Below are 25,644 nucleotides of genomic sequence, written 5' to 3' on the forward strand. Positions count from 1 at the left end.
GCGGATACCCACCATGCACTCGCCTGAACATTGTTTTACTCGTTTTACTGCTGATACTTCTGATTATGAATTACCAACGCAGTTTACGTTTCCGTTCTACTACACGCCGCATCCTCTTTGCGTTATAGCCGCAAAGCAATTGCAACAGCATTTATTAGCGCAAACCGACTTCGAACACGATTTTGGTTTGGTTAATGAAGAAACGGGGCGAGGCAAAATGTTTGGCGTATTGCTGGTAGAAAGCCCTCAAGGCGAGCTCGGCTTTTTAAGTGCGTTTTCTGGCAAAATTGCTGACCAAAACTTGATTCCAGGATTTGTCCCTCCTGTGTACGACATGCTGACCGATGAAGGCTTCTTCCGCGCAGAAACGGATGCCATCAACGCCGCCAATGCGGAGTACAAAACCTGTGCTGCGAATCCGGAATTGGCGGATCTTAAAGCGCAAATCCAAGCCGACCGAGCCGCTTATCAGCAAGAGGAGCAAACACAGCGCCAAGTGATGATTGACGGCCGCGCCGCACGCAAACGACAGCGCCAACAGGGTGAGCAAACACTCAATGCCGATGATCTCAAAATCTTGTTGGATGAGTTGGGTAAGCAAAGTGTCGCTGAGAAAAACGTTCTCAAATACTTAAAGCAAGCGTGGGATGAAAAGCTTGCAATCAAAGAAGCGCGATTGGCCGAGTTAGAGCAGCAACTTGCTCACCTGAAAGAGCAGCGCAAAACGCTCTCCAACGCTTTACAGCACAAATTGCATAAACAATACCGCTTCCTAAACAGCCATGGCGAAGCACGCGACTTGGTGGACATTTTTGCAGACACCACAAACCCAGTTCCACCAGCAGGTGCGGGGGAATGTGCTGCGCCAAAACTGCTTCAATACGCGTTTAAACACGGATTCAAACCGCTGGCGCTGGCAGAATTTTGGTGGGGTGTGTCGCCAAAGTCTGAAGTTCGCCAACACAAAAAATTCTACCCATCGTGCAACAGCAAATGTCAGCCGATTTTGGGCCATATGATGCAAGGGCTGGATGTCGAACCTAATCCATTGGCGGAGAATTGGGCAGAAGACAAAGAACTAGAGATAATCTACCAAGACGACGCTATGGTCGTCGTCAACAAGCCCTCGGGCTTACTTTCAGTGCCTGGTAAAACTATCAAGGACTCTGCTTATACGCGCCTACAAGCGATGTACCCTGATGTGGAAGGGCCGTTTGTGATTCATCGCCTCGACATGGCGACCTCTGGCATTTTGGTGTTTGCCTTAACCAAGCGCGCGAACAAGGGTCTGCAAAAACAGTTTATGGCTCGCGGCGTACAAAAACGTTATATGGCACTGCTCGAAGGCGTATTAAACGAGCCTGAAGGGGAAATCTCACTGCCAATGCGTGGTGACCCCGACGACCGCCCACGTCAACTGGTGTGTTTTGAACACGGGAAACATGCAGAAACCTACTGGCAACTGATTGACGTCAAAGATGGACGCAGCAAGGTATACATGTATCCGAAAACCGGGCGAACTCACCAACTACGTGTACACAGTGCCCATCACATGGGGTTAAACATGCCGATGGTTGGTGATGGTTTATACGGCGAAAAAGCGAATCGCTTACACCTGCATGCTGAGATGCTAGAGCTGGATCATCCATACAACAAAGAGCGCATGGTGTTCCAAGCTGAGTGCGAATTCTAACGTCTTCCCGAGTTTAAATAACAAAAAGGCACTGACTATCAGTGCCTTTTTTTCTAACACCAGAATAAGCGTGATGCGCGATACCGAAAACCGTTAGCTCACCTTAAACTTGGTCCACACCTGAGAGCGCCAACGTCTTGCCATGATGATACCACGTACCCATTCATCGAGAGCGATTGCCATCCAAGCCCCTAAAACGCCATAACCCAAGTGGATGCCAAAGATGTAAGAGAAAAGCACGCCTAGTCCCCACATACTCAAAATCCCCATTTGCACTGGGAACTTGATGTCACCCGCGCCTTTGAGCCCCGCGATAAAAATCAGGTTAAACACACGTCCGGCCTCGAGCAAAATTGAGCCCATGACTAACGAGCTTGCCAATGCGAGTATTTCCGGTTGATCGGTAAACACGCGTAGAATCTCTTCTCTAAACAGGTAAATCAGTGTGGTTGCCGCCGTTGATGCCACAAACCCCACTAAGAAGTAGATTTGTACGCGTTTTAAAATGCTACTCACCCAACCTTTACCGATGTAGTAACCGGTCTGAATTTGCGCAGCCTGACCAATTGCCAGCGCGAAAGCAAACGAGAAACGGGCAATGTTTTGCGCATAAGTGAAAGCCGCTAACGATGCCGTCCCCATTTGCACCACAAAGTACACAATGCAGATTTGCGCCACGTTGTAAGACAGCACTTCACCCGCGTTCATACCGCCGATTTTTAAGATTTTTTTGTAAATCTCTGCCGGTACTTGTTTCATAGTCGACATAGGTAGTTCAATGCTACTGCGAGCGAGAATAAACCATAACATTAACGTACCGATGACTTGGCTGACGACGGTTGCTATTGCCACGCCTTGCACACCATACACAGGTAAACCGAATGGCTGGTAAAGCGCAATATAGTTACCAATGATGTTGAACACACCCGAGATCAAATTCACCACCATTGGGGAACGTGAATAACCATGACTACGCAGAATAGTTGTAAAAACAACGCCAATCGTAACGTTAAACGTCATCGCACCGCTTATCAGCAGATATTCATGAGCGTACTGCTCAACTTGCGCTTCCAAGCCGTAATACGGGAGTAGATATATCGCACCAAGCACGGCAATCACACTCAATAGCACACCGACGAGCACAGACAACGCAATACTCGCAACACCAACGCTCACTGACTCTTGCTCGCGTCCAGCGCCATTGTATTGGGCAATCAAAATCCCCGTACCGCTACTGACAAACGTCGAAACGATGATTAAAAAGAAGGTAATCTGCGTGATCACACCAACAGCGGATACGGCTTTGTCTGAGTAGCCACTCAGCATGAACACGTCACTGGTTCCTAAAGCCGTCCGTAGCAAAATTTCGACAAGAATTGGCCAAGCTAATGCCACGATGGACATTCGTTGGTTGATGTTTTGGCTTTTAGGCATGCTTGTAACCTTTCCTACAACTAAAAACTGCCTCACAATTTTGTGAAGCAGTTTAAAAATAGTGACTCGAACGAAGCTCGATATGAGGTTGTGATTTAGCGCGGATTCTAGTCGCATATTGGTCATAACGACAACAATATTTCGCCCTGTTTCGGAAAAATATTTCTAATGCATTTTCGAAACGACATATGCCTTGACGATACGTAGAGCAGAGATTGGTGAACAATACTCTCAATCAACGAGCACCGAACAGAATTAGGATAATCAATATGAATGCGTCTAACTAGATACATTGCTTTGAGTTATCAGTCCAACCATATAGAGCCATGAAGAACCGTCATGAAAACCTGCATGCGCCACCATTCCTCTTTGAACACTCGCACCAAATCACACTGATGGCTTTGCACTAAAAATGACTGATATCACATTTGGAAACTTTGTTGTTCTATTTATCGCGAAAATACCGCCTAGAATAAGCGTACACGTTAATTAAGCAAGGATACGTAATGTCGACATTGGCTGGGGCGCGCTTAGAAGAAATGGCGGACATCCGCTCAACAAGAAAAAAGAAAATTGTCTTTTTATGCTCCAGTATCGCCGCTGCCTGTTTAACTTATGGTTCCATTGCTCAATCACTTGAGAATAACTGGGGTTTAAGCTTTTTCCATGCTTTGTGTGCCTTGGCATGCTTAGCAATCAGTTATGTAATAAAAGTCCAGCGGCACCATCAATACGCCGACTTATGGCTAAGTGCTGTCTTAATGTTCGAAGGGTTATTGTTACTTCTGTATAACGACGCTCCGTCAGGCAAGATGCTATGGCTATATCCTATTGTCGCCACTCTGGTATTAATTAATGAGTTTAAGGTCGGTCTGCTGTTCAGTGGCACCTACATTTTACTGATCTTTTTTGGGGTCGCTTTTTTAGATCGACTGCCAACAGCCACAGAAATCATAGAGCGGAGATTGATGCTGACCCTGATAGCGACCGCGTTTGTGTGTCACACGTTCTCGTATTACTACACGAAAGTCCTCAATTACATTCAAACACTGTATCGTGAGGGGATTGAGGAGTTAGCATATTTTGACCAGCTCACAGGGCTTGCCAATCGCTGGAGCTTTGAGACTTGGGCGCGCGCAAAGCTCGATGAAATCAAGCACTCATCTGATGATAGCATCACCGCATTGGTTTTTCTCGATATCGATAACTTCAAGCACATCAACGACACCTACGGGCACGATATTGGTGACCAAGTACTTCAAGCCTTCGCAACTCGATTAAAAAATAACATTCGCAACAAAGACAGAAAAACCGATAAACACGACTACTCCATCGCTCGATTTGCGGGCGACGAGTTTGTAATCATGCTTTACGATGTAAAAAGTAAAGATGACCTCGACAGCATCCTAAAACGGATCGTAAATCTGTTTCCGACAGGTTACCGAAGCTACGATATGATTAACGAGTTAACGATGAGTGTAGGTGCTGCTATCTATAAGCAAGATGCAAAGGATTTGTCTGAATTGACTCGATGTGCAGATAAAGCAATGTACGCAGCTAAACATACTGGTAAAAACCAGTACGCCTTTTATGAGCACTGCAATACGGAAGAACAGTCAACATCTGATGCACCAGCGGTACCAGAAGCTTGCTAATGACTAAGCGAACACATGCATCACCCAAAGCCCCACAACGAGGAATACGATTAACCACACTACTTGCAACGTTCTGTTCGGCTTGTCTTGCTGACGAGTGGGGTGATCTTTAAACGCACGGCCCTTCATTTTGCCCATTAAGCTCTTCCCTAGAGCACGTCGATAAAATTCACGTCTCTTATGAGCGGCGTTGGCAACTTCGGTAAAGCGCTGTCTTTGCTCATTGGTGAGATCTTTATCCTCGTAACGAGGAGGGAGATCAGAATGCTTGCGTTGTACTGCCATCACTTCCTCCCTGGTCGATGGGTACATTTTTATTAAGTATATACCCAAATAACCAAAAAGATGCGTTATAAGTGAAGCACATAGACGAAAAAACCACCCGAAGGTGGTTTTATGACGAGCAACAAATGAACGCTAGAAGTACTCACATAAATACGCAGTCGCTTCTTTCACTTGAAGCTCAAATGAAGAACTACCTTCCACTTCAAAAAACTCACCACTTTGATAAGTCGTCCAATCGCTCTCGCCAACACGCTTGACCACAAGCGCACCTTTTACAACCGTCATACGCTCTGGTGCTTGAGTACCAAAAGTGTACTCACCAGGAAGCATCACACCAACGCTAACATCCTGATCTTTCTGGTTAAAGCCTAGTGATTTTACACTACCAGCAAAATAGCTATTTTCCTTAATATTCATTATTGGTTTCCTTATCAAAAGTCCGCTCTTTTTTACCTTGTTTCTTTCCGTTACTCAAGCTTTGAAAGCCATTAAACTCAACGTAATAACGCACATCCTTTGCTACTGAGCGAGAACCTCTTTTCGCGAGGATTAATCAGGCGACCTAAACCGAGCAAGAAAACCTGCGAAGTAATGAATGTGAGCAAACAACAAAATCATCAATAAGATGTGTATCTGAATGTAAAAGTGGACATTAGATCATAGTTTCGTCGTCTCAATGGCGGGATTGTTTGTTTTTAAAAAGGAAGGTTTCCACCATGTTAAAAAAGTGGAGAAAATTAGATCTATGACGGACTCGACTCGCCGAAGGCGAAAAGCACGACAAGAACCAAAACTTTCATTTTTGGCTCGCCACCAATCCAAAATCCTCAAGAGTACATTTGTCTGCTTCGGGATGGGTCTGTTGACGTTTTTTGGCTATCAAATCCACCTCTCCTATCAAGACCACATTGATCCGGAAAAGGTGTACGGCGAATGGATTGAGATTGGCGCGCCACCCTACCAAACAGAACGTCTCGTTTTCACTGAAGATGGGGTATACCGAAACCATCGACTTATTACGACGGAATTTGAATTCGATGGCAAGGTCATCACTTTGAATACCGGATTAGGAAAGACAGCGTATCAGATCTCGGGCTCTCATCTTTCACCTCAAATACGCCGTATTGAGCCTCTTATTCCAGATCAGCGATTCATTCGTAAAGGATTTGAGCATACCGTTCAGGGCTCAGAAACCGGTGCAGCCTCTAAACGTCGCGCCGCGTTGAGTGAACACTTCAGCCGTGACTAGTATGTCTTCACGGCTATTTTTCCTTTCAATTCTCTTTCTATATCAATGAAACAAAACCTTAATAAACAACAAAATAAGGCCTTCATCGCATTTAACCAACTCGTTACTGAGTAAACAATAATTTTAGTTTCTGCTGAGATTTTATAAATTATTGACTCAGTCTGACACTTTCTGTGTAACAGAGTGCGAGTTTTAGTTAAGTTCTCTCAAGTGCCTCGAAAACCGTCTTAATTTTTTTTGACGAAAAAAAACTCTCTGAAATGCTGAGTGTGATGCTTTTGCACGTGGAGTAAATCCAATCATCTTATCTGGTGCAAGAGCAGCCTATGTTCTAGGTAGAACATGAATCCAAGGATTGAGAGAGAAGTTATGATTCGATTTAACCTATGTGCAGCTGGAGTTGCTTTAGCGCTATCAGGTGCTGCAGTTGCGGCTCCAACCGCACCAAGTATCGATATGTACGGTTCCAACAACCTTCAGTTTTCTAAAATTGAACTCGCGATGGAAACCACGTCAGGCTACTACGACATGGTGAAATACCATGAGCAAGCGAAGATCACTGTTAAATTTAACCAGTGGAGTGGCACACCTGGTGACACTTACAACGTCTATTTTGATGGTGTAAAAGTAGCAAGCGGCCCTATCACTGGTAGCCAAACGACAGCTTCGTTTGAATACGGCCAAGGTGGCTTATACCAAATGGAAATCGAAGCATGTGATGCGACAGGTTGTGCGAAAAGCGCACCAGCTGAAATCACGATTGCAGATACCGATGGTTCTCACCTGAAGCCACTAACGATGAATGTTGATCCAAACAACAAAACCTACAATACCGATCCAAGCGTCGTGATGGGTACGTATTTTGTTGAATGGGGCATCTATGGCCGTGACTACACAGTCGATAATATGCCGGTCGACAACTTGACTCACATCCTTTACGGTTTTATCCCAATTTGTGGCCCAAATGAGTCTGTGAAGTCTGTTGGCGGCAACAGTTTCAACGCGCTACAAACTGCTTGTACAGGTGTGCCTGATTATGAAGTCGTTATCCATGACCCTTGGGCTGCTTATCAGAAGAGCTTCCCACAAGCTGGTCATGAATACAGCACGCCTATCAAGGGTAACTACGCAATGCTAATGGCATTGAAACAACGTAACCCTGATCTAAAAATCATCCCATCGATCGGTGGTTGGACACTGTCTGACCCATTCTTCGATTTCGTGGACAAGAAAAACCGTGACACATTCGTCGCATCAGTTAAGAAGTTCCTGAAAACTTGGAAATTCTACGACGGTGTTGATATCGACTGGGAATTCCCTGGCGGCGGCGGTGCAGCAGCCGATAAGGGCGACCCTGTAAACGATGGCCCAGCATACATCGCACTGATGCGTGAACTGCGCGTAATGCTTGATGAATTAGAAGCTGAGACAGGCCGTACTTACGAGCTAACGTCCGCTATCGGTGTCGGTTACGACAAGATTGAAGACGTAGACTACGCAGATGCAGTTCAGTACATGGATTACATCTTCGCAATGACTTACGACTTCTACGGTGGTTGGAATAACGTTCCTGGTCACCAAACTGCGCTTTACTGTGGTTCATTCATGCGTCCTGGTCAGTGTGACGGTAGTGGCGTTGATGAGAACGGCGAACCGTACAAAGGTCCTGCTTACACAGCAGATAACGGCATCCAACTTCTTCTTGCTCAAGGCGTTCCTGCAAACAAGCTAGTACTTGGTACAGCAATGTACGGTCGTGGCTGGGAAGGCGTAACTCCAGATACGCTAACCGATCCAAACGACCCAATGACAGGTACTGCTACAGGTAAACTGAAGGGCAGCACAGCGCAAGGTGTTTGGGAAGATGGCGTAATTGACTACAAAGGCATTAAGTCATTCATGCTAGGTGCAAACAACACTGGTATTAACGGCTTCGAGTACGGCTACGATGCACAAGCTGAAGCACCATGGGTATGGAACCGTACTACGGGCGAGTTGATCACATTTGATGACCACCGTTCAGTGCTAGCAAAAGGTAGCTACGCGAAGTCTCTTGGTCTTGCTGGTCTATTCTCTTGGGAAATTGACGCGGATAACGGTGACATTCTAAACGCGATGCACGAAGGTATGGCTGGTGGTGTGGTTCCTCAACCAAACCGTAAACCAACCGCAGCCGCTGGCGCAGATCAATCGGTAACAGGTCCTGCAAATGTGGTTCTAGATGGCAGCCTGTCAAAAGACTCTGACGGCACCATCGCAAGCTACGCTTGGGAACAAGTATCTGGCACAGCAGTGGTACTAACAGGTGCAAACACAGCGAAAGCAAGCTTTGATGCAGCAGAAGTTACTGTTGAAGAGCAATTAACTTTCAAGCTGACGGTGACTGATAACGAGGGTGCAACGGCATCTGACCTCGTTGTAGTAACAGTGAAACCAGCAGGTGTTGTTGACCCAGTGAACAGCGCACCAGTAGCACAAGTTGTTGCTCCAGCAACAGCAAACGCTGGTGACGTTGTGGTTGTAGATGCATCTGCGTCTAGCGATGCAGACAACGATACCCTGACATTCAACTGGACTCTACCTCAAGGTCTGAATGCAACGGTTGAAGGCTCTAAAGTCACGTTCACTGCTGCGGAATACCCGCAAGACACAAGCTTAAGCTTCACTGTAAGTGTGAGCGACGGTAAAGCGTCTTCATCGGCAAGCGCGACAGTGGTTGTTGCACAGCACACAACCGATCCGAACCCTGGTACTTGTGACAACGCATGGGATGCGAGCGCAGTGTACACAGGTGGTAACCAAGTGACTCACGCAGGTAAAACGTGGGAAGCGAAATGGTGGACTCAGGGTGACGATCCTAGCCAATCTGGCGAATGGGGCGTTTGGAAAGAAGTTGGCGTAGCTAACTGTAACTAATTTCAGCCTTGCAGACTTTCTGCTAAATAAACAAAGGACAGCTTCGGCTGTCCTTTTTGGATTTAACCTCTTAACGAGGAGAGCAACACCAGAGACGAAAAAATCTGAGGTGTTACTTTCAAATCGAATTAGCGCAAAACGGAGCGAGTCAATCAGTAAAAGTAAGGGTTACCAAGCACTATCGAGCAAACGGTCAAAACTACTGAAGACTTGCTCACACTTCATCACTCTACCATGCCCCTGACCTTGTGTTGTCACTAACTCAACGTTTTTAATCTCTTCAGCCGCTTTTGCCGAGACACTGTATTTGGTGAACTTGTCTTGCTCATCATGAATAATAATGGTGTGAGACGGACGCTCAGACAAACGCTTCATCGGATCAATGGACTGTAACGGATAACCAAATTGGTCTTCAACTTCTGAAACCACAGCATTAAAAAGCTTCATCGAGTAACCGGAACGTGCAATGCTACCGAATAAGTTCTCTACGTAATTTAATACCGGAGCAATAAGCAGCAAAGGCTTGTTTTCTAATTTACTGTGCCTACACTCAAGAGCAGAAGCGGTGCCCATGCTGTGCCCAACTAGGCCAACAATATCCTCGACCGTATCCAACACATCTTCTAATCCTCTGACAAACCCCGGAATGTGCCCATACTGCCCCTCACTCTCACCATGTGCCGGATGATCGTACGCCAAAGCAGTAAACCCTTTCGACGCAATATGTTCCATCAGTGGATAAAACTGACTTGCCGTTCCAGACCAACCATGAGTTAGCACCCAAATAGGTCCAGAGCCCAAAGTATAGGTTTTGATGATGCCTGCATGCCCTTTAATTTCACCTTTGATAAGCCCTTGAGGCTCAATATTTTTAGGTTGCGTACGAGCAGGTGTCAGAAGAAGCTTGCGCGCGGTCTTCTTTGCATGTGACGGGGCCAGTGTATGGTGTAACCGAGTACTAATGTTCACCAAACTGCGCTTAATACTGAAACGTTGCGATGTATTAAAGTAAATTTTTTCACTCATAATCATGTCCTTAACTACCAGCTTTGCACAAAATAGAACGGTCGTGCTTTTTACGCTGATAAGAAAGAGCGAACTCAGCCGCTCTTTGTGATTTTATGTCTACGAATCTGGGAAGCGAATAACCGATATTAGCCTTTCCAGCGAGAAAATAAGTTGTCGATCCCTTGCCAAAACAGACGCAAGCTTTCTTGCTCACCTTTAATTGAGTAAAAAACATGCGCACTCAAATAGAGACCGTACAAATCAAACGTTGCTTGGCGTGTATCTAAGTCTGCTGAAAATTCTTGCTTCTCTTTGCCTTTCGCTATTTGGATCTCCAAATAGCTCAGCCAAGTGTCTATGGATTTACGCAGTCCGGCCTGAAGCGGGCAATCTTTATCTGCCGTATCATTCCAAGCGTCAAGAAACATACAACTTCCTTGGAATGCGTGATTCCAAGTCATCCAAGAGTCGAGCAACCCTCGAATTTTACGCTCGATATTGCCATCCCCGAGTTCTCGAGCAGGCTCAATAACCCGATCAGCGAACACTTTATTGGCGTGATCAAGCACCGATAGCTGTAAATTCAACTTCGAATTAAAGTGGGCAAACAGACCACTTTTCGACATACCGCATTGCTTGGCTAACTCTCCAATCGTAAGACTTTCTAATCCGTCTTCGCTGGCGATCTCAAAAGCCCGCTGCAGAATAAACTCTTTTGTCACTTTTCCTTTTTGCATAGTCTTATTTTTAGCACGATCGTTCTTTTTTGCAATCTCGAGTTAACTGGTCTAACCATTATTCAGTGCTATTTTCGACTCACGAATCAGGTATTGATTGCGTTAATAGGTTAATAATTAAGAAGTTTGAAGTAAGTCTTAATTTTCAAAACAGCTTCAATGTAAGCGCAAGTCTGTTGACTTTTTCACGCATTACTTCAGTAACAACCTGCTATTTTCACCTAAGTTTTTTATTTAGGTAAACAATGTAATGGCAAAGAAACAAAAAATAGCCAGCTTAGAGTTTGCACGTATCATTGCGATGCTTGCGATTGTGGGTTTGCATTGCCAGATGGCACTGACGTACTGGCAGTGGGATGGGATACCATGGGTTGGCTATATGCTCAACCAACTGGCTCGTTTTGCTGTTCCGCTGTTCTTTCTCATCTCGGGTTATCTAATCCAGCCGAAGTTGAGTCACTCACCTATTGATACTCTTAAGAACTACACCAAACCGTTAATGAAGGTTTGGCTCATTTGGAGCATGATCAGTTTACTGATGCCATTCCAATGGCAGACGGTCGCTGAGGCAGGGTATCTCGCCGAAAGGCAAGGTTATTGGGGGTACTTAATGTCAACCCCGATCAATTCACTCATCGAAGGCGGACTCGTTCATCTGTGGTTTATTCCGGCTCTGGTCATTGCCGTAGCGTTAATTGCCTTTCTCGTGCATATCAATATGGCGCAACTGATACTGCCAACCGCAGTATTGCTATACATATACGGGGCCTTTGCTGGCAGTTACGCGACCATTACCGACCTGCCAGCGCCTTTCTTTACTCGTAACGGGCCTTTTTTCAGCACGTTGCTAGTTGCTCTAGGTTATTTCGCACGAGAAGCGCAGTGGCGGTGGTCGAGAAACAATACGGTTCGATGCATTATTCTTGGCATGGCACTGCATTTTGGTGAAGCTTACTGGCTGATGCAACATGACATCGCTTTCAACTCGCACGACTTCCTATTCGGTACCGTTATCTGGGCTGTAGGTGTCTTTATGTGGCTTTTGGCTCACCCTCATTTTGGCGACATGCCTTGGATCTTCAAACTATCTCCTAGCGTGTTAGGGATATATGTTAGCCATCTGCTTATCATAATTGTCATGATGAATGTCGCTGGATTTATCGGGCTGCAACACCTCGCGAAAGATGTGTTTATTTATCCTGCAACAATTGTTGCAACCATACTGCTTGTGAAAGCAATCGACGCTTCACCGTTGAAAAAATGGCTCCTACGCTAAATGCATTCAGCTCTAGATATAGCTAGCTTTAACTCAAAAGGATTAGAGCTAGCCAGTTAAAAATGAGATTTCTCTCTCACTGACCAATTTTTGACTTTCTAATCCTTCAGAATTTGCTTTCACTCACAAAAAACATTGTTCATTTCCTTTAAATTGGCTCGACTATTACAACATTGCTCATTAAACGGAGGCTGTATGTGGGCAGGTCAAGGACTCGTTCCTTTTTTAGAGATTAGTCACTGGTTAACTTACGGTTTATATGCCGCTGCGGTTTTATTCGGCGCAGCAAGCATTGCGTCACTCAGAAAATAGTGGCGCACACTATCATTTCCTAACTCCTACTGTTAATTCGAGCTCTCTCACAACTAACTCATTCATTTGTGGCTAATATTTCTCCAACCAGACAAAGGAGAAATGTCTATGCCAATCTATCCAATTGTGGCTTTCTGCTGTTTGTTGTTCTCTAGCGCCACCTTTGCTGCATCAACCAATGAACTGAACCTTGTTAATTCTGGTGTCGGTTACGCGGCTCTGATTATCTTTTCGATCGCTTACATACTGGTTATGTTGGAAGAGTATCTGAAAATGAGAAAATCCAAGCCAGTGCTGCTCGCTGCAGGGTTAATTTGGATTCTGATTGGCTACACCTTTGCTCAGCACAACCAGCCTGAAATCGCCAAATCCGCACTAGAACACAACTTGTTGGAATATGCCGAGTTGCTGCTGTTTTTGCTCGTGGCGATGACTTACATCAACGCAATGGAAGAACGCAAACTCTTCGATGCCTTACAGGCGTGGATGGTTGGTAAAGGTTTTGGATTCAAAAAGTTGTTCTGGCTGACGGGGTTTCTCGCTTTTGTCATTTCACCGATTGCCGATAACTTAACTACGGCCCTTTTGATGTGCGCTGTAGTGATGAAAGTCTCTGGTGATAATCCTAAGTTCGTCAATCTTGCTTGTATCAACATTGTTATCGCAGCCAACGCTGGCGGTGCATTCAGCCCATTTGGGGATATTACAACTCTGATGGTGTGGCAAGCCGGTCATGTCAGCTTTGCTGAGTTCATTCCGTTGTTTGTACCGTCATTGGTGAACTACTTGGTTCCCGCGTTTTTGATGTCACTGTTTGTTCCAAACACAAAACCGAATACGATTCACCAACACGTTGAGCTAAAACGCGGGGCAAGGCGTATTGTCGCATTATTCATTCTGACTATTGCCACCGCAGTCTCTTTCCACGCTTTGCTGCACTTCCCACCCGTTATGGGCATGATGATGGGCTTGGCGTACTTACAGTTTTTCGGATATTTTTTGCGTCAAACTCTCAAACACTCACTCGCAAAGAAAGCGGCTATGGCAATTGCCAATGGTGACGATCAGGCATTGAAGCGCTTAGGCTCAGTGGTTCCGTTTGATGTGTTTCATCGTGTGTCTCGAGCCGAATGGGACACCTTGTTGTTCTTCTACGGTGTTGTGATGTGTGTTGGCGGTTTAAGTTTACTTGGCTACCTCGAACTGGTTTCAAACGTCATGTACACGCAATGGAACCCAGTCTGGGCAAACGTAATGGTTGGTGTCCTATCTGCAATCGTCGATAACATTCCGGTTATGTTTGCTGTACTGACCATGGAACCAAGCATGTCGATGGGCAACTGGCTACTCGTCACATTAACCGCAGGTGTCGGGGGCAGTTTGCTTTCCATTGGCTCCGCGGCAGGCGTCGCTTTAATGGGAGCCGCGCGTGGACAATACACCTTCTTTGGCCACCTAAAGTGGGCTCCCGTCATCGCCTTGGGTTATGCCGCCAGTATTGCGGTACACTTGTGGATGAATAGCGGTTTATTTACTTAAAAACACCTAGAATTAGTCACTTAACTTGCAATGTAACCTAACGGTCGGATGGATGGTTAACGCCATCCATCACTTCAATCGCTCCCAACTCATATGGGTTGACGCCCTCTAAGCAGCCGACATTATAGCCATACTCACTCGGGTCAGAACGACGCTGATGGTGCGTATAAATACCGCACTCGCCACAGAAAAAGTGCTTCGCAGTGTGTGTATTAAATTGATACTGCTTCAAGACGTCTTCGCCTTGCACAATACGAATACCGTTCAAAGGTACAGACGCGACAATCGCGCCACGACGTCGACACATAGAACAGTCACACCGTCTCGGTTTCTCAATACCATTGGGTAACGCCAGTTCCAACTCAACTTTTCCACAGTGACAACTCAGTCGATGTAATGTGTTGATTTGGGTGTTGCCAACTTTCTTAATCATAACTTTTCCTTGTTGTTTTTCTATCTGTGTACATTATGTTAAACAGGTTAATATCATCATAATCTCGTCCAAAAACTCGACATCCATCACTTTTCGCGACATTTTATTGGCCGATTTGTTAGTTGCTATTTTGGCGACTGTCTATCGCGTCCGTGAGACGTGTTATCTCCGGCGCGGTTTTTAAACCAAGGAAATTAATTTATTGACAAAGATCATAGCCTAAGAGAGAACCTCTTGGCTCTGACGCTCGGCAGTGCGTTGGTGTCACTTGGGGTGATATTTTTTAGCAAAGTAGGATTGCTCACTGGCGGTACGGCTGGTTTGGCGATCTTCCTAACCAAAGTGAGTGACTTCAGTTTTGGTCAGATATTTTTCGCTCTTAACCTCCCTTTTTATATTTTATCTGTGATGCGCATGGGTTGGCGCTTCACTATCAATACCTTTATTGCGGTTTCGATTGTCTCTTTTGCGGTCGATCATCTGCATCATGTGATTGAGATTTCACGAATCGAACCTTTCTATGCGGCACTTTTGGGTGGTGGGCTGATTGGAATCGGTATGTTGGTAATTTTCCGTCACAAAATGAGTTTGGGTGGCTTTAACATTCTAGCGTTGTACCTTCAGGAACGTTTTGGAGTTCGAGCGGGTAAAGTTCAAATGGCGTTAGATTGTGCCATCGTGGTGATGTCACTGTTCATTGTAGATGTGCACCTTATCGCTCTATCTGTTCTAGGTGCCATCGCAACGAACTTGATTTTGGCGATGAACCATAAACCAGGACGATACCAAGCAAAAGCGCAAGCAGCATAATCATCGCTGCATAGACAACAACCCTAAAGCCCCCAGCCAGTCGCTCGGGGCTTTTTTCATTCTACGCTAAGATCACGTCAACGAGCTCGTTTTGCAGTGCTGCTGCATCTCCTCATCCAATTTAGCTTTATATTTCTGGCTAAGATGGAAGTGTACTTGCATCAGCAAGTCATGTGCGTGGAACAGCTCAAGCGCGTCGCTACCATGTTGCTGACAAATATCTTCACAGCGCTCAGCATGCACTTTGGCTTCTTGCGGTTTATCCGCTTTAAGCAAGCTCATAGCTAAGCGATACTCTGCGCGCTCTTCTTGCATCCAACCCCCTGCCACTTTCCAATAGTCTAGCGCGAGTGTTGCTGCTTCTAACATCTTCGATGTTTCCATGCACGTGCGCTCAGCCAGCGCTTCGTACTGACATGCTAAGTTGTTTGCAGTGATCGCGAAAGCGCGCGCTAATGGCCCTTCTGCATCGTTCGGCGTCATTCCTAACGCTGCTTTCACCAACCATTGACTCGCCAGTTCAAGCTGAGCAAGTGCAGAAAGTTCATTCGAAATCAAAGCGTAAACTCGGCGTTGCTCTTGCTCTTCCAATAATTCCATATTGTCAGTGCCATCTACGAAATAGCGCGCAACGGCAATACTGCGTTGAAATGCCAAACTCTCAGCAACCTTGCGTTCATCAAAGTGCTCTAAACAAGTAAGAAACTGTTCTGGGCACTGGAGATGCCCAATAGCGGTATGCAGCATCAATGCGAATATTCGCTCGATTTGGGTAACGTCTTTCACCTCGCTCAGAGCCGTTTCTAGCTGAGCATAAATTTGTTCGGGATTTTCCTCGTGATGCTGCCAACACTCACTCATGAAGGCATCAAAATCCGTTTTGAAAGGCATGTCCTTATTATCCTTTTTATATTCGTATAACGAATATGAAACTCTACACTATCGTTACCTCTGTGTAGCACGCTTAATCCCAATATGAGAATCGCCTCACTTAAAGCGGTGTACCTTGCTCCAACGCAAGCAAACGTTGCTTGCGCTCCACTCCACCTGCATACCCAGTCAGTTTTCCGCTTTTGCCAATAACGCGATGACAAGGCACCACGATAGAAATCGGATTCTTCCCATTTGCTAACCCAACAGCACGCACAGCTTTAGGGTTACCTATCGCATTCGCGAGATCTTGATAGCTCCACGTTTCCCCATATGGAATGGTCGTTAGTGCCTGCCAAACTTGATTTTGAAAATCAGTGCCTGTCGCTGCAAGGGGTAAGTCGAATTCGTTGCGCAGACCAGCAAAGTATTCATCCAGTTGGGTGACAGCTTGGCGCAAAACCGGATGCTGCTCGTCTCGCACCCCCAGCTCACTCGGCTTAGTGGTGCATGTTTCAAACCAAATGCCAAGTAAGCCCTCAGCGTTCGATTGGATAGTCACCGTTCCTAGTGGACTCGGCATTTCGGTATAAAATGTTTTCATGATTGATTCCATAAGTGAAACGTCGCGTAGCTTCCCCAAGGGGCCGCAGTGTGCGTATTCAGTGATGAGTAACGCTGCATCGCCTTTTTCACCACTAAGTCTTTATCTAGAAAGCAATCGGGTTGAGATTGCCCTCGCAGTTGAGCATAACTGACGGTCCAAGGTCCAATGCCTTTCAAAGCTAGCCAGTGCTGGGGGTCAGCTTCTGAGTTGTCCTGCATAAACTGGGCGAAGCGCACTAGCGTCTCTTTACGGCTTTGCGGCATGCGCAAAAAGCTCACGTCGGAGTTCGCAATATCACTGGGAGTCGGGAAAAAACGTTTTTCTGACTCTCCGCTAAGTGTGGCCACCAATAAGTTAAGTTGACCAATCGCCGCTTTAACCGACACCTGCTGGCCTAAAATCGCTCTAACCCCTGCTTCCCATGCATTCCATACACCAGGAATACGAATACCTTTACTCGACACGAGCCCAGGCGCGACATACTCCAAATGCTGCTCAACAGTACAAATATCAGCGTCAAGATCGAACATACGACGAATGTCAGACACCAAGTTTTGCAGCTTCGTTACGTCTTCAATTTCAAACGCCAGTTCTAAGTATCCTTCACCTTTTGTCGCTTTAAACCAGGCTTTGCTGTCATCCAAAAAAACGTTGCGCTGATAACTCTCATCACTCACCAGCTCAACTCCCTCAACCGCTCGCAAACGATAGAAGTCCAACATGTGCGACCAATTCAACTCACCTCGATAAGGTAAGGCAATTCGATTGCAACCCGCACCATCAAACTCTTTACGGCGTACTTGAGAAGGCGTTAGTTTGAGAAACTTTTGAAAAGCATCGTTAAAGCGGCGCGTACTGTTAAAACCTGACGCAAACCCCACGTCGGTGACCGACATAGAGCTGGAGTGAAGCAACTGTTTGGCGAACATTAGTTGCTGATATTGCGCATACTGCTTGGGTGACATACCTAGATACTGCTCAAACAACATACGTAAGTAACGGTCAGAAATCCCAACACGCTCAGCCAACTCTGACACCGAATGGTGATGCAACTCCCCTCTATCAATTAACGAAATCGCTCGTTGAAAGGTCGTCTCGACACCTTTCCATGCCCAAGATCCAGGCGCGCTGTCAGGTCGACAACGTAAACACGGACGGTACCCTGCTTGAAGGGCTTGCGTCTTATCAGCGAAATACTCAACATTTTCTTCTTTAGGCAAATTTGCCGGGCAAATCGGACGGCAAAAGATTCCCGTTGTTTTTACCGCCACATAAAATCGCCCATCAAAACGACTGTCTCGCGCGACTCGCGCCTTGTGACACTGCTCGAAGGTCAGTGAGGTATGGGGGTGAATAAACATAGTGCTTTCCTTGCTCATGCCTTTTGTCATTTATTGTTCATAGGCATCGTTCAATATAGTGTTATTGTAGCTTGCTTAAGCGCCCACAATTAGCCATTTTCGGAACTCAATATTGAGATTTATTGGCATTAGCGCTTTTGTACACTAAAGTTAGATCCAGAACATCACAACAACGTCGGCTAAAGGGAATTGGCATGGACTTACATACTTGCGTAATTGTATTAAGAAACCAAAAGGTTATTACCAGTAAATCCGTAGATCATTCTATTGGAATTATCGAAAGAGACTCAGATAACGAGATCTCAGAAATTCAGATTAATGCGACGGATGGACGTAATATTCGAACTTATCACTACAACAATGTAGAGGAGTCATTAGAGAGCTTAATGAACCTCTGACGGTTTTCTTTAACACACCTTTCTCCCTTGTTAAAAGCGAAAGCAATAGAGCACAGTACATGTGCTCTTTTTTTGTTTAACAGCAAAAATGTTTATCGAAAATAATGACAGACCTTGATTTAAAACAGACAATAATCGGCAAATAAACACCCGAATATAAAAATCAAGACATTGATTTAAATAAATAAAAACCAATCATTCAATTTTTTAGAACGAGTTTATCAAAATCCTCCCGTTATTTTTATGTTCGCCTCTACCTAAACTGTTCTCAACAGCACGGGAGCACACGCTTCCCACTCATTGAAAAGAGTCAGAGGACAGAATCATGAAAGCACTATTACAGAAAATTACCACATCAAACGCAGGTTACAGCGCACTATCACTTCGCGTTCCAATCGGCATTATCTTTATGGCGCACGGCGCACAAAAACTATTTGGCTGGTTTGGTGGCTACGGCCTAGAAGGCACAGGTCAGTGGATGGCATCTATCGGTTTAGGTCCTGGCGTACTCATGGCGTTACTTGCGGGCAGCGCAGAGTTCTTTGGCGGCTTGTTCATTTTACTTGGTCTGCTAACTCGACCAGCAGCGGTTGCTTTGGCGTTCACGATGGTGGTAGCGATATTCTCTGTCCACTTTGAGAATGGCCTGTTCATGGCAAACAACGGTTACGAGTTTGGCTTGGCATTACTGGCAGCGAGCGTTTCTCTGGCGTTCTCTGGCGCAGGTAAAGCAGCGTTAGATAACTTATTAAACAAAAAGCTCTCTTAAGGAGGCCTTATGATTACGGTAAGACATGCAGCAGACCGAGGTCGAGCAAACTTTGGCTGGCTTGATAGCAAACATACGTTTTCTTTTGGTAGCTACTACGATCCTCAACATATGGGCTTTTCTGAGCTGAGAGTCATTAATGACGATGTAGTCAAGCCTGGCGCGGGTTTTGATACACATGGCCACCGTGATATGGAGATCATCAGCTATGTGTTGGAAGGTGTTATCGCACACAAAGACAGTGAAGGTAACGTCAAAACACTACCTGCAGGTGAATTCCAACTCATGTCGGCAGGGAAAGGGATTTACCACAGTGAGTACAATGCATCGAACCAAGATACGCTGCGGTTTCTACAGATTTGGATTCAACCGAACACATTTGGAACCAAACCAGGTTATCAGCAAAAAGATTTTGGTCGCAATCCTGGGTTAACGACTATCGCAACTCCAACTGGAGAAAACGGCACGCTACTTATTAAGCAAGATGCGACTTTGCATCAGTTAATTCTTGAGCCAAGTAGCGAACTAAACTTTGAGATTGAGTCGGGCCGAAATCTATTCATCCATCAAGTGACTGGGAGCCTTAGTGTCGACAATACCACTTTGACGGCTGGCGACGGCGCGAAGGTTGAACACCAGAGTAAGGTTGTTTTGCGCAATACATCAAACGAAAGCACAACAGCCCTGTTGTTTGACTTACCATAACTATCGATTCATCGAGATAAAAACAAAGCCGCCTTGATTTCTCAAGGCGGCTTTTTCGTTTTTCTGACTTTTCATTCAACGCTATTCGTCGGAAGTGCCAGAACCAATTTGCTGAAAACTGTAAGCGGTCAGTGGATCGATCTCTTTGACAATTTCTTCCACTTGCTTAATCGCGTCTACAGACGAGCTAGCTTTACGATAGCTCAAATAGATAGGGCGACACCAATCTTCTACTCCAGACACCTTGTGAAGCTGCCCATTAGCGATAAATGGCTCCACGAGAGAGATTGGTAAGTACGCGGCTCCACCCTTCTCTAAAATAAAGTCCAATGCGATACGCGCTGTTGAAGTGCGTAAATATGGAGCCGGAATCTTAGGGTGACGCTCAGAATGCTCTGAGGAGAAACGCGTCCCCCAGTCAACGTACACATATTTGTTTTCGAAAACGGTGTCTAAAGAATCTTTCTCAGTCGATACCAGAACGAGAACAACATCCGCCACTTTTTTACAGTTAAGCTCATCAGCTTTGATCTGATCGAACGCAAATGCCATATCTAACGTGCGCTCTAGCAAGCTACGACTGAGCATCTCACGTCCCATCACTTCTGCCATGAAGCCATAACCACCAAACGAATCTGTGACGACACTTAAACAATTCTGTAAATAAGCGTCCCAAATGTTTGGCGTGCCACCTAACGTTAGTTGCAGCGCTTTGCCATCTTCAAGCGATAATTCTAGCTTCGCTTGTTGCAATGTAGTGACCATTACCTCGGCATAGCTGATTAAGCGCTCACCTGCAGAGGTCAACTTTATGTTATTTCGATCACGAATAAACAATTGCGTATCGAAGTAACTTTCCAATTGTTTGATACGTGCGCTCACAGCGGCTTGGGTAATATAAAGGTTCTCAGCAGCACGTCCGAAGTGACGAACTCTTGCCAGCTCTAAAAATGTTCGAAAGACTTTTACATCCATAAACCATCTCCTGGTTAATATAAAACCAGATTAACAACTAATTAAAATCATGACGACAAAAAAGTTTTGTTTTTCTTTTGTTAGATTTAAGCCTAATTTTCGCCGTAAGTTCACTACATTCATCAATAACGGTTACAGAGGCTGTTGACATGTCTGACACTGAATTCCGTCATGGCAAAAAACGTTTTTACGATAACGTAAAATTCCCACGCGGCTTTGCAAAGTCTGGCGATTTTACTCTTTCAGAAGAGGAAATCCTAACAATTTATGGGGATACAATGCTTGGCTTAGAGTCAGGCGAATTAACACCTGAAAACAGCGAAGAGAAACACTTCATCAAGGTGTTAGAAAACCCGGGCAAAGCAAAAACAAAACTTGAGCGTACGTGGCTAAAGTACACCCAACTTGCTCGTGGTCGCAAGCGCTTCCATACGCTAAATGGTCGTAACAAGCCTGACGCCACAGAAGAATACATTGAAGAGAGTTTGGTTGAAGACGATTAATAACCAATAACCTAGTTCTCGCCTTTTTCTAGCAGTAGGCGAAAGCTCGTTTGACTTTACTGAGCGAGCAAGACAAGCTCATTTCTTCTCCTAAAGCCCAAGGGGGCATTCTCCCAAGGGCTTTTTTAATATTTGGGTGATGACCGTTTACTTGGCGAGCGTCGCAATCTTTTTCAGAAAGCTCTCTTTCAAATGCTCTTGGTCATATTCCAAGTGATAGGTGTTGTGGAAGCCAATTTTTAGCTCAACACCATTCCCTCTCAAGAAAACGTTGTACCCATCGTAGTCAGAAAACGCTTCTACACCTTCATACATTTTACCAAATTCGGTTGGCGTACCGTTGTTCATCACACATTCGTAAGCCTGTAGTACTTTGCTCGGATCTAACTCATTTTTCATACCGAATTCCTCACTGGTTTACACATTTCAATTATGGTTAAAGAATGAGCGCCATGCCATATCTAACCCATAATATTTGAAGTTCGTGTGCGATTTCGCACTCTGTAGGTTGTTAAAAAACAAGGTTAAGTGCGAAGGCAGAACTTAATTTAGATCATAAATTTTATCTATTGATTCGTCAGTTTCATAATGCAATTTCTTTGTAAAAAATCGTCTTATAAAAGCATTTAGATATAAAAATCGTCGACAAAACCAACATTGGTTAAAGAAAAAGCAAAATTTTGACCTAAAACAATAGCAGTTCGCCATTACTTATTTTATAATGCGAATTAATGTTTCAGTACATCGTTAATTCCAATAACTAGGGGCACAAAATGAGACTTATCCCGTTAACTCGAGCAGCACAAGTAGGTAAGTGGGCAGCTGCGCATATCGCTAAGCGTATCAACGACTTTAAACCTACTGCTGAGCGTCCATTCGTTCTGGGTCTACCAACTGGTGGCACTCCTCTAGCAACCTACAAAGCCCTAATCGAGCTTTACCAAGCCGGCGAAGTCAGCTTCAAAAACGTCGTGACTTTTAACATGGATGAGTACATTGGCATCCCTGCGGATCACCCAGAATCTTACCGCTCGTTCATGTACAACAACTTCTTTAATCACATTGATATTCAAGAAGAAAATATCAACCTACTGAACGGTAACACAGACGATCACGACGCAGAATGTAAGCGTTACGAAGACAAAATTAAGTCTTACGGCAAGATCAACCTGTTCATGGGCGGCGTGGGTAACGACGGTCACATCGCGTTCAACGAGCCAGCGTCATCTCTTTCTTCTCGTACTCGCATCAAGACCCTCACTGAAGACACTCGCATTGCGAACTCTCGCTTCTTTGACGGCGATATCAACCAAGTGCCTAAATACGCGCTGACTATCGGTGTTGGTACGCTTCTAGACTCAGAAGAAGTGATGATCTTGGTCACTGGTCATAACAAAGCTCAGGCACTTGAAGCAGCCGTGGAAGGTTGTGTAAACCATCTATGGACAGTTTCTGCTCTTCAGCTTCACCCTAAAGCGGTGATCGTATGCGACGAACCAGCTCAACAAGAACTGAAAGTGAAGACAGTGAAGTACTTCTCTGAGCTAGAAGCAGAAAACATCAAAGGCTTTTAACCCATAGGATTGCAGCCTAGAAATACACTAAAAATACAAAACCCGTGTTGAACACGGGTTTTTTCTTATCTGAACAGCGGGCTTAAGTCGTCAATAAGCTTTAATACCAAACTGACGAAGACGCTTAGGAAGCACTTCATCCAACTTGTCTAGTTCACTCGGTTCGACTTCGATAAGGTTGAAATGATGCTGCTTATAAACAGTACGAATGGTCTCACGGTCGGCCTGAGCCATCTCCCCATCGTCACTTCCCCAAAATTGCAAATAGACTTTACCGCCTGGTAAGTAAAAATCGCTAGTGACATCTTGGTCAATCGGCAGCTGACGCTCATAAGCGTGCACTACACCAGCCAAGTACAGCCAGTTGTCAATGAGCAACTCACCCTTAGAGCGTACGTAATGCCCATCTAATGTTCGGTGCTTGGCTTCAAATTTTTGGCGAAAGCTTGAGTACGATTTATCCGTAGAATGTGACTCCGCGTCTTGCCCTAAAAACTCAATGACAGACTGCTTAAGACGCTTGTTACGCAGCACCACATCGTGCCATACGACAAAGGTATTTTGTGTTTCTTTATCGGTTCTTTGCTGCCCACCAGCGCGCACACCAGCTTCTGTGACACTCCATCCCTCTTCGGATTTGGTCAACCAACCCAGTTCACTCAAAAGCTGGTTCATGCGCTTCGCATTCAATTTCAGCTTTTCACCCAGTTGTGTCGCGCTCAATGTTTTCCCTGAGCTGGGAGTCAGCTCAATATGTAAGTTGGTCGGCCAGACGATGAACTGGCCAAATTTAGGGTGATCCACATACTCACCGCCAAACTTTGCCCCTTCTTCGGTCAAAATCCACTTTTCATCTTGGCGAACGATGTAGCCTGCACGTTTGAGATCGGCAAACAGCAGCTTAGCTTCTACCTTGCGCATTTTCGCTAATGCCGACGTCGATATTTTTTCAGACATGTGGGTACCTCATGCTGCTGCAAAATTGAACACTATGTCGTCATAGTAACGCATTGATTTCACGGCTTGAAGTCAGGCAAACAAGATTTCGTGTTACAAATAGCAAAGCCAGCGTATAGGTGCTGGCTTTGTTATTTCGGTAAAAAAGCGAATGTTATTTAATAAAAGCGATGCATCCTTGCAAAATCACTAAATTCACAATGTCGATGAAGAATGCACCGACAATTGGAACCACCATAAATGCTTGTGGTGATGGACCATATCGACTCACGATGGAGCCCATATTCATGACCGCAGTCGGTGTAGCACCTAACCCAAAACCGCAGTGTCCGCTAGCGATCACCGCCGCATCGTAGTTGCCTCCCATCATGCGGAATGTTACGTAGTAAGTGAACATCGCCAACACTGCCGACTGAATAGCAAGAATAATAAGGAATGGGATCGCAAGATCGAAAATATTCCACAATTTCAAACTCATCAAGGCCATGGCAAGAAATAGAGATAGTGCAACCGTGCCAAGAATATCAACGGTTTCTAAATCAACCTTGCGCGCCTTCGTCACTTCCATGATGTTAGTGATAACAACACCAATAAACAGCGCATAAACAAAATCGGGAATCATTAACCACTTGATGTCAAAACTGCTTACCCAACTCTCCAGATACTTCGCGCCTGTCACGCAAAGTAAAATGATGGACAAGCTTTCAACGACTCTTTTCGCTGTGACACGATCTTCCTCATGTTCGTTGTACGTCACCAGTTCAGGGAAACTCTGATGACTTTGATTGGTGCGTCCGTATTCCGATTCCAAGTTGTGTTTGTTTAGTAGCTTTTGTGCAACAGGGCTGCCAATAATCCCGCCCATCACCAAGCCAAATGTAGCAGAAGCCATTGCCACCTCTAGAACATTATGCAAACCATACATTTCTTGAAAAGTTTGCGACCACGCAGCTCCAGTTCCATGTCCGCCAGAAAGCGTAATGGATCCGGCGATCAACCCCATGAGTGGATCTAACCCCAACGCTGTTGCTAAGGACACGCCGACCGCATTTTGGATAAGAATGTAGACCGATGCCACAACTAGGAAGATGAAAACCTTCGCACCGCCTTTAATCAGTTGGGTGTAATTTGCCGCTAAGCCAACGGTTGCAAAAAACATCAGCATAAAAACGTTTTGCAGTGGTAAATCAAAGGATACATCCACACCGTTTAAGTGCATCGTCGTGATGACGCAAGCGACCACTAGACCACCAACAATTGGCTCTGGAATATTAAATTTTTTTAAGGTTGGTAACTTGGTATTGATGAACTGCCCTAAAAACAACACGCAAATTGCGACGAGGAACGACTCCTGTGGGCCGATAGATATTACCTGATTCATGAGACCTCTTTACTCTACTCTTTCTCATTCATTGAGCACGGGCTCAACGTGAGATAGGTGCCTAAGCCAGTCAGATTGCCTCTCGAAACTTTTGTTTTCTAGGCCTCTTTGACCATCAATTCTCATCAAGTAATAAATAGGCAGACCTAAAATTATGCTAATTATCATTCAGTGAGAATATTCATTTAGAACAGGTG

The 25,644-nt window shown here is 45.2% G+C and carries 25 protein-coding genes; 12 read left to right on the top strand and 13 right to left on the bottom strand.

Annotated features, from left to right (window positions below; genetic code table 11):
- The first annotated feature begins 13 nt into the window (after positions 1–13).
- Positions 14–1,693, top strand: coding sequence for an RluA family pseudouridine synthase (locus tag R7Q11_RS02820; protein ID WP_213872684.1), 1,680 nt, complete (start codon positions 14–16; stop codon positions 1,691–1,693).
- 93 nt (positions 1,694–1,786) lie between these two features.
- On the opposite strand, the gene R7Q11_RS02825 is transcribed toward R7Q11_RS02820, so the two are convergent.
- On the bottom strand, positions 1,787–3,127 hold the full coding sequence (locus R7Q11_RS02825) for an MATE family efflux transporter (protein WP_017633826.1): 1,341 nt from the start codon (positions 3,125–3,127) through the stop codon (positions 1,787–1,789).
- A gap of 506 nt (positions 3,128–3,633) precedes the next feature.
- Between R7Q11_RS02825 and R7Q11_RS02830 the strand changes: the two genes are divergently transcribed.
- Positions 3,634–4,782, top strand: a complete 1,149-nt coding sequence (locus tag R7Q11_RS02830) for a GGDEF domain-containing protein (protein WP_025768745.1) — start codon at positions 3,634–3,636, stop codon at positions 4,780–4,782.
- 3 nt (positions 4,783–4,785) lie between these two features.
- Here the strand turns inward: R7Q11_RS02830 and R7Q11_RS02835 are convergent, their stop codons facing one another.
- Entirely contained in the window at positions 4,786–5,067 is a 282-nt protein-coding gene (locus R7Q11_RS02835) for a hypothetical protein (protein ID WP_005374405.1), read from the bottom strand.
- A 132-nt stretch (positions 5,068–5,199) separates the two neighbouring features.
- Complete coding sequence (locus R7Q11_RS02840) at positions 5,200–5,484, bottom strand: pyrimidine/purine nucleoside phosphorylase (RefSeq protein WP_132936197.1); 285 nt, start codon at positions 5,482–5,484, stop codon at positions 5,200–5,202.
- A gap of 328 nt (positions 5,485–5,812) precedes the next feature.
- On the opposite strand from R7Q11_RS02840, the gene R7Q11_RS02845 reads away from it, so the two are divergent.
- Complete coding sequence (locus R7Q11_RS02845; protein ID WP_005374408.1) at positions 5,813–6,316, top strand: DUF2850 domain-containing protein; 504 nt, start codon at positions 5,813–5,815, stop codon at positions 6,314–6,316.
- A 369-nt stretch (positions 6,317–6,685) separates the two neighbouring features.
- Positions 6,686–9,232, top strand: coding sequence for a glycosyl hydrolase family 18 protein (locus R7Q11_RS02850; RefSeq protein WP_017633824.1), 2,547 nt, complete (start codon positions 6,686–6,688; stop codon positions 9,230–9,232).
- Positions 9,233–9,400: 168 nt separating this feature from the next.
- Here R7Q11_RS02850 and R7Q11_RS02855 read toward each other — a convergent pair whose 3' ends face one another.
- Positions 9,401–10,258 carry an alpha/beta hydrolase gene (locus R7Q11_RS02855; protein WP_017633823.1) on the bottom strand — a complete coding sequence of 286 codons (858 nt, stop codon included), beginning with the start codon at positions 10,256–10,258 and terminating at the stop codon, positions 9,401–9,403.
- Between the two features lie 128 nt (positions 10,259–10,386).
- Positions 10,387–10,977: a TetR/AcrR family transcriptional regulator gene (locus R7Q11_RS02860; RefSeq protein ID WP_017821036.1), complete on the bottom strand. Its 591-nt coding sequence runs from the start codon at positions 10,975–10,977 to the stop codon at positions 10,387–10,389.
- Positions 10,978–11,227: 250 nt separating this feature from the next.
- On the opposite strand from R7Q11_RS02860, the gene R7Q11_RS02865 reads away from it, so the two are divergent.
- Positions 11,228–12,253 carry an acyltransferase gene (locus R7Q11_RS02865; RefSeq protein ID WP_176311392.1) on the top strand — a complete coding sequence of 342 codons (1,026 nt, stop codon included), beginning with the start codon at positions 11,228–11,230 and terminating at the stop codon, positions 12,251–12,253.
- Positions 12,254–12,673: 420 nt separating this feature from the next.
- A complete protein-coding gene (gene nhaD / locus R7Q11_RS02870) occupies positions 12,674–14,104 on the top strand; it encodes a sodium:proton antiporter NhaD (protein ID WP_017633821.1) in 1,431 nt (476 codons plus the stop codon).
- A 37-nt stretch (positions 14,105–14,141) separates the two neighbouring features.
- On the opposite strand, the gene R7Q11_RS02875 is transcribed toward nhaD, so the two are convergent.
- A complete protein-coding gene (locus R7Q11_RS02875) occupies positions 14,142–14,537 on the bottom strand; it encodes a GFA family protein (protein WP_017821038.1) in 396 nt (131 codons plus the stop codon).
- Between the two features lie 201 nt (positions 14,538–14,738).
- Between R7Q11_RS02875 and R7Q11_RS02880 the strand changes: the two genes are divergently transcribed.
- Positions 14,739–15,347 (top strand): YitT family protein, encoded by a 609-nt coding sequence (locus R7Q11_RS02880; protein WP_005374427.1) that lies wholly within the window; start codon positions 14,739–14,741, stop codon positions 15,345–15,347.
- 72 nt (positions 15,348–15,419) lie between these two features.
- Here the strand turns inward: R7Q11_RS02880 and R7Q11_RS02885 are convergent, their stop codons facing one another.
- From R7Q11_RS02885 to R7Q11_RS02895, 3 genes are all read right to left on the bottom strand, one after another.
- Positions 15,420–16,238 carry a hypothetical protein gene (locus R7Q11_RS02885; RefSeq protein WP_225466158.1) on the bottom strand — a complete coding sequence of 273 codons (819 nt, stop codon included), beginning with the start codon at positions 16,236–16,238 and terminating at the stop codon, positions 15,420–15,422.
- Positions 16,239–16,338: 100 nt separating this feature from the next.
- A complete protein-coding gene (locus tag R7Q11_RS02890; protein WP_005374431.1) occupies positions 16,339–16,821 on the bottom strand; it encodes a methylated-DNA--[protein]-cysteine S-methyltransferase in 483 nt (160 codons plus the stop codon).
- Entirely contained in the window at positions 16,818–18,185 is a 1,368-nt protein-coding gene (locus tag R7Q11_RS02895) for an AlkA N-terminal domain-containing protein (RefSeq protein ID WP_225466159.1), read from the bottom strand. The genes R7Q11_RS02890 and R7Q11_RS02895 overlap by 4 nt, the downstream gene beginning before the upstream one ends.
- 194 nt (positions 18,186–18,379) lie before the next feature.
- On the opposite strand from R7Q11_RS02895, the gene R7Q11_RS02900 reads away from it, so the two are divergent.
- The 3 genes from R7Q11_RS02900 (at position 18,380) to R7Q11_RS02910 (ending at position 20,057) form a co-directional block, all read left to right on the top strand.
- Positions 18,380–18,583: a hypothetical protein gene (locus tag R7Q11_RS02900; protein WP_017633816.1), complete on the top strand. Its 204-nt coding sequence runs from the start codon at positions 18,380–18,382 to the stop codon at positions 18,581–18,583.
- 325 nt (positions 18,584–18,908) lie between these two features.
- Positions 18,909–19,352 carry a DoxX family protein gene (locus R7Q11_RS02905; protein ID WP_017821042.1) on the top strand — a complete coding sequence of 148 codons (444 nt, stop codon included), beginning with the start codon at positions 18,909–18,911 and terminating at the stop codon, positions 19,350–19,352.
- A gap of 9 nt (positions 19,353–19,361) precedes the next feature.
- A complete protein-coding gene (locus R7Q11_RS02910) occupies positions 19,362–20,057 on the top strand; it encodes a pirin family protein (protein WP_017821043.1) in 696 nt (231 codons plus the stop codon).
- 81 nt (positions 20,058–20,138) lie between these two features.
- On the opposite strand, the gene R7Q11_RS02915 is transcribed toward R7Q11_RS02910, so the two are convergent.
- On the bottom strand, positions 20,139–21,032 hold the full coding sequence (locus tag R7Q11_RS02915; RefSeq protein ID WP_005374436.1) for a LysR family transcriptional regulator: 894 nt from the start codon (positions 21,030–21,032) through the stop codon (positions 20,139–20,141).
- A gap of 149 nt (positions 21,033–21,181) precedes the next feature.
- Between R7Q11_RS02915 and R7Q11_RS02920 the strand changes: the two genes are divergently transcribed.
- Positions 21,182–21,535 carry a DUF413 domain-containing protein gene (locus tag R7Q11_RS02920; protein ID WP_005374439.1) on the top strand — a complete coding sequence of 118 codons (354 nt, stop codon included), beginning with the start codon at positions 21,182–21,184 and terminating at the stop codon, positions 21,533–21,535.
- 147 nt (positions 21,536–21,682) lie between these two features.
- On the opposite strand, the gene R7Q11_RS02925 is transcribed toward R7Q11_RS02920, so the two are convergent.
- The gene (locus R7Q11_RS02925; protein ID WP_005374440.1) at positions 21,683–21,934 is read right to left on the bottom strand and encodes a DUF3081 domain-containing protein; all 252 of its coding nucleotides are present in this window, start codon (positions 21,932–21,934) and stop codon (positions 21,683–21,685) included.
- A gap of 374 nt (positions 21,935–22,308) precedes the next feature.
- Here R7Q11_RS02925 and nagB point away from each other — a divergent pair, with 374 nt between their 5' ends.
- Positions 22,309–23,109: a glucosamine-6-phosphate deaminase gene (gene nagB / locus R7Q11_RS02930; RefSeq protein WP_005374441.1), complete on the top strand. Its 801-nt coding sequence runs from the start codon at positions 22,309–22,311 to the stop codon at positions 23,107–23,109.
- 90 nt (positions 23,110–23,199) lie between these two features.
- Here nagB and R7Q11_RS02935 read toward each other — a convergent pair whose 3' ends face one another.
- Complete coding sequence (locus R7Q11_RS02935; RefSeq protein ID WP_025768733.1) at positions 23,200–24,066, bottom strand: hypothetical protein; 867 nt, start codon at positions 24,064–24,066, stop codon at positions 23,200–23,202.
- A gap of 154 nt (positions 24,067–24,220) precedes the next feature.
- Positions 24,221–25,447 (bottom strand): sodium/glutamate symporter, encoded by a 1,227-nt coding sequence (gene gltS, locus R7Q11_RS02940; RefSeq protein WP_025768732.1) that lies wholly within the window; start codon positions 25,445–25,447, stop codon positions 24,221–24,223.
- Positions 25,448–25,644: the final 197 nt, after the last annotated feature.

Source organism: Vibrio sp. 970, assembly GCF_033339075.1.

What these genes read in the sequence shown, in the direction of transcription:
- R7Q11_RS02885 (WP_225466158.1), bottom strand. Translation starts at nt 16,238, where the DNA reads ATGCCTTTCAAAACGGATTTTGATGCCTTCATGAGTGAGTGTTGGCAG.
- R7Q11_RS02860 (WP_017821036.1), bottom strand. Translation starts at nt 10,977, where the DNA reads ATGCAAAAAGGAAAAGTGACAAAAGAGTTTATTCTGCAGCGGGCTTTT.
- R7Q11_RS02835 (WP_005374405.1), bottom strand. Translation starts at nt 5,067, where the DNA reads ATGGCAGTACAACGCAAGCATTCTGATCTCCCTCCTCGTTACGAGGAT.
- nagB (WP_005374441.1), top strand. Translation starts at nt 22,309, where the DNA reads ATGAGACTTATCCCGTTAACTCGAGCAGCACAAGTAGGTAAGTGGGCA.
- R7Q11_RS02855 (WP_017633823.1), bottom strand. Translation starts at nt 10,258, where the DNA reads ATGAGTGAAAAAATTTACTTTAATACATCGCAACGTTTCAGTATTAAG.
- R7Q11_RS02895 (WP_225466159.1), bottom strand. Translation starts at nt 18,185, where the DNA reads ATGTTTATTCACCCCCATACCTCACTGACCTTCGAGCAGTGTCACAAG.
- R7Q11_RS02825 (WP_017633826.1), bottom strand. Translation starts at nt 3,127, where the DNA reads ATGCCTAAAAGCCAAAACATCAACCAACGAATGTCCATCGTGGCATTA.
- R7Q11_RS02900 (WP_017633816.1), top strand. Translation starts at nt 18,380, where the DNA reads ATGGACTTACATACTTGCGTAATTGTATTAAGAAACCAAAAGGTTATT.
- R7Q11_RS02910 (WP_017821043.1), top strand. Translation starts at nt 19,362, where the DNA reads ATGATTACGGTAAGACATGCAGCAGACCGAGGTCGAGCAAACTTTGGC.
- R7Q11_RS02850 (WP_017633824.1), top strand. Translation starts at nt 6,686, where the DNA reads ATGATTCGATTTAACCTATGTGCAGCTGGAGTTGCTTTAGCGCTATCA.
- R7Q11_RS02830 (WP_025768745.1), top strand. Translation starts at nt 3,634, where the DNA reads ATGTCGACATTGGCTGGGGCGCGCTTAGAAGAAATGGCGGACATCCGC.
- R7Q11_RS02890 (WP_005374431.1), bottom strand. Translation starts at nt 16,821, where the DNA reads ATGAAAACATTTTATACCGAAATGCCGAGTCCACTAGGAACGGTGACT.
- R7Q11_RS02845 (WP_005374408.1), top strand. Translation starts at nt 5,813, where the DNA reads ATGACGGACTCGACTCGCCGAAGGCGAAAAGCACGACAAGAACCAAAA.
- R7Q11_RS02920 (WP_005374439.1), top strand. Translation starts at nt 21,182, where the DNA reads ATGTCTGACACTGAATTCCGTCATGGCAAAAAACGTTTTTACGATAAC.
- nhaD (WP_017633821.1), top strand. Translation starts at nt 12,674, where the DNA reads ATGCCAATCTATCCAATTGTGGCTTTCTGCTGTTTGTTGTTCTCTAGC.
- R7Q11_RS02865 (WP_176311392.1), top strand. Translation starts at nt 11,228, where the DNA reads ATGGCAAAGAAACAAAAAATAGCCAGCTTAGAGTTTGCACGTATCATT.
- R7Q11_RS02915 (WP_005374436.1), bottom strand. Translation starts at nt 21,032, where the DNA reads ATGGATGTAAAAGTCTTTCGAACATTTTTAGAGCTGGCAAGAGTTCGT.
- R7Q11_RS02820 (WP_213872684.1), top strand. Translation starts at nt 14, where the DNA reads ATGCACTCGCCTGAACATTGTTTTACTCGTTTTACTGCTGATACTTCT.
- R7Q11_RS02875 (WP_017821038.1), bottom strand. Translation starts at nt 14,537, where the DNA reads ATGATTAAGAAAGTTGGCAACACCCAAATCAACACATTACATCGACTG.
- R7Q11_RS02905 (WP_017821042.1), top strand. Translation starts at nt 18,909, where the DNA reads ATGAAAGCACTATTACAGAAAATTACCACATCAAACGCAGGTTACAGC.
- R7Q11_RS02840 (WP_132936197.1), bottom strand. Translation starts at nt 5,484, where the DNA reads ATGAATATTAAGGAAAATAGCTATTTTGCTGGTAGTGTAAAATCACTA.
- gltS (WP_025768732.1), bottom strand. Translation starts at nt 25,447, where the DNA reads ATGAATCAGGTAATATCTATCGGCCCACAGGAGTCGTTCCTCGTCGCA.
- R7Q11_RS02935 (WP_025768733.1), bottom strand. Translation starts at nt 24,066, where the DNA reads ATGTCTGAAAAAATATCGACGTCGGCATTAGCGAAAATGCGCAAGGTA.
- R7Q11_RS02925 (WP_005374440.1), bottom strand. Translation starts at nt 21,934, where the DNA reads ATGAAAAATGAGTTAGATCCGAGCAAAGTACTACAGGCTTACGAATGT.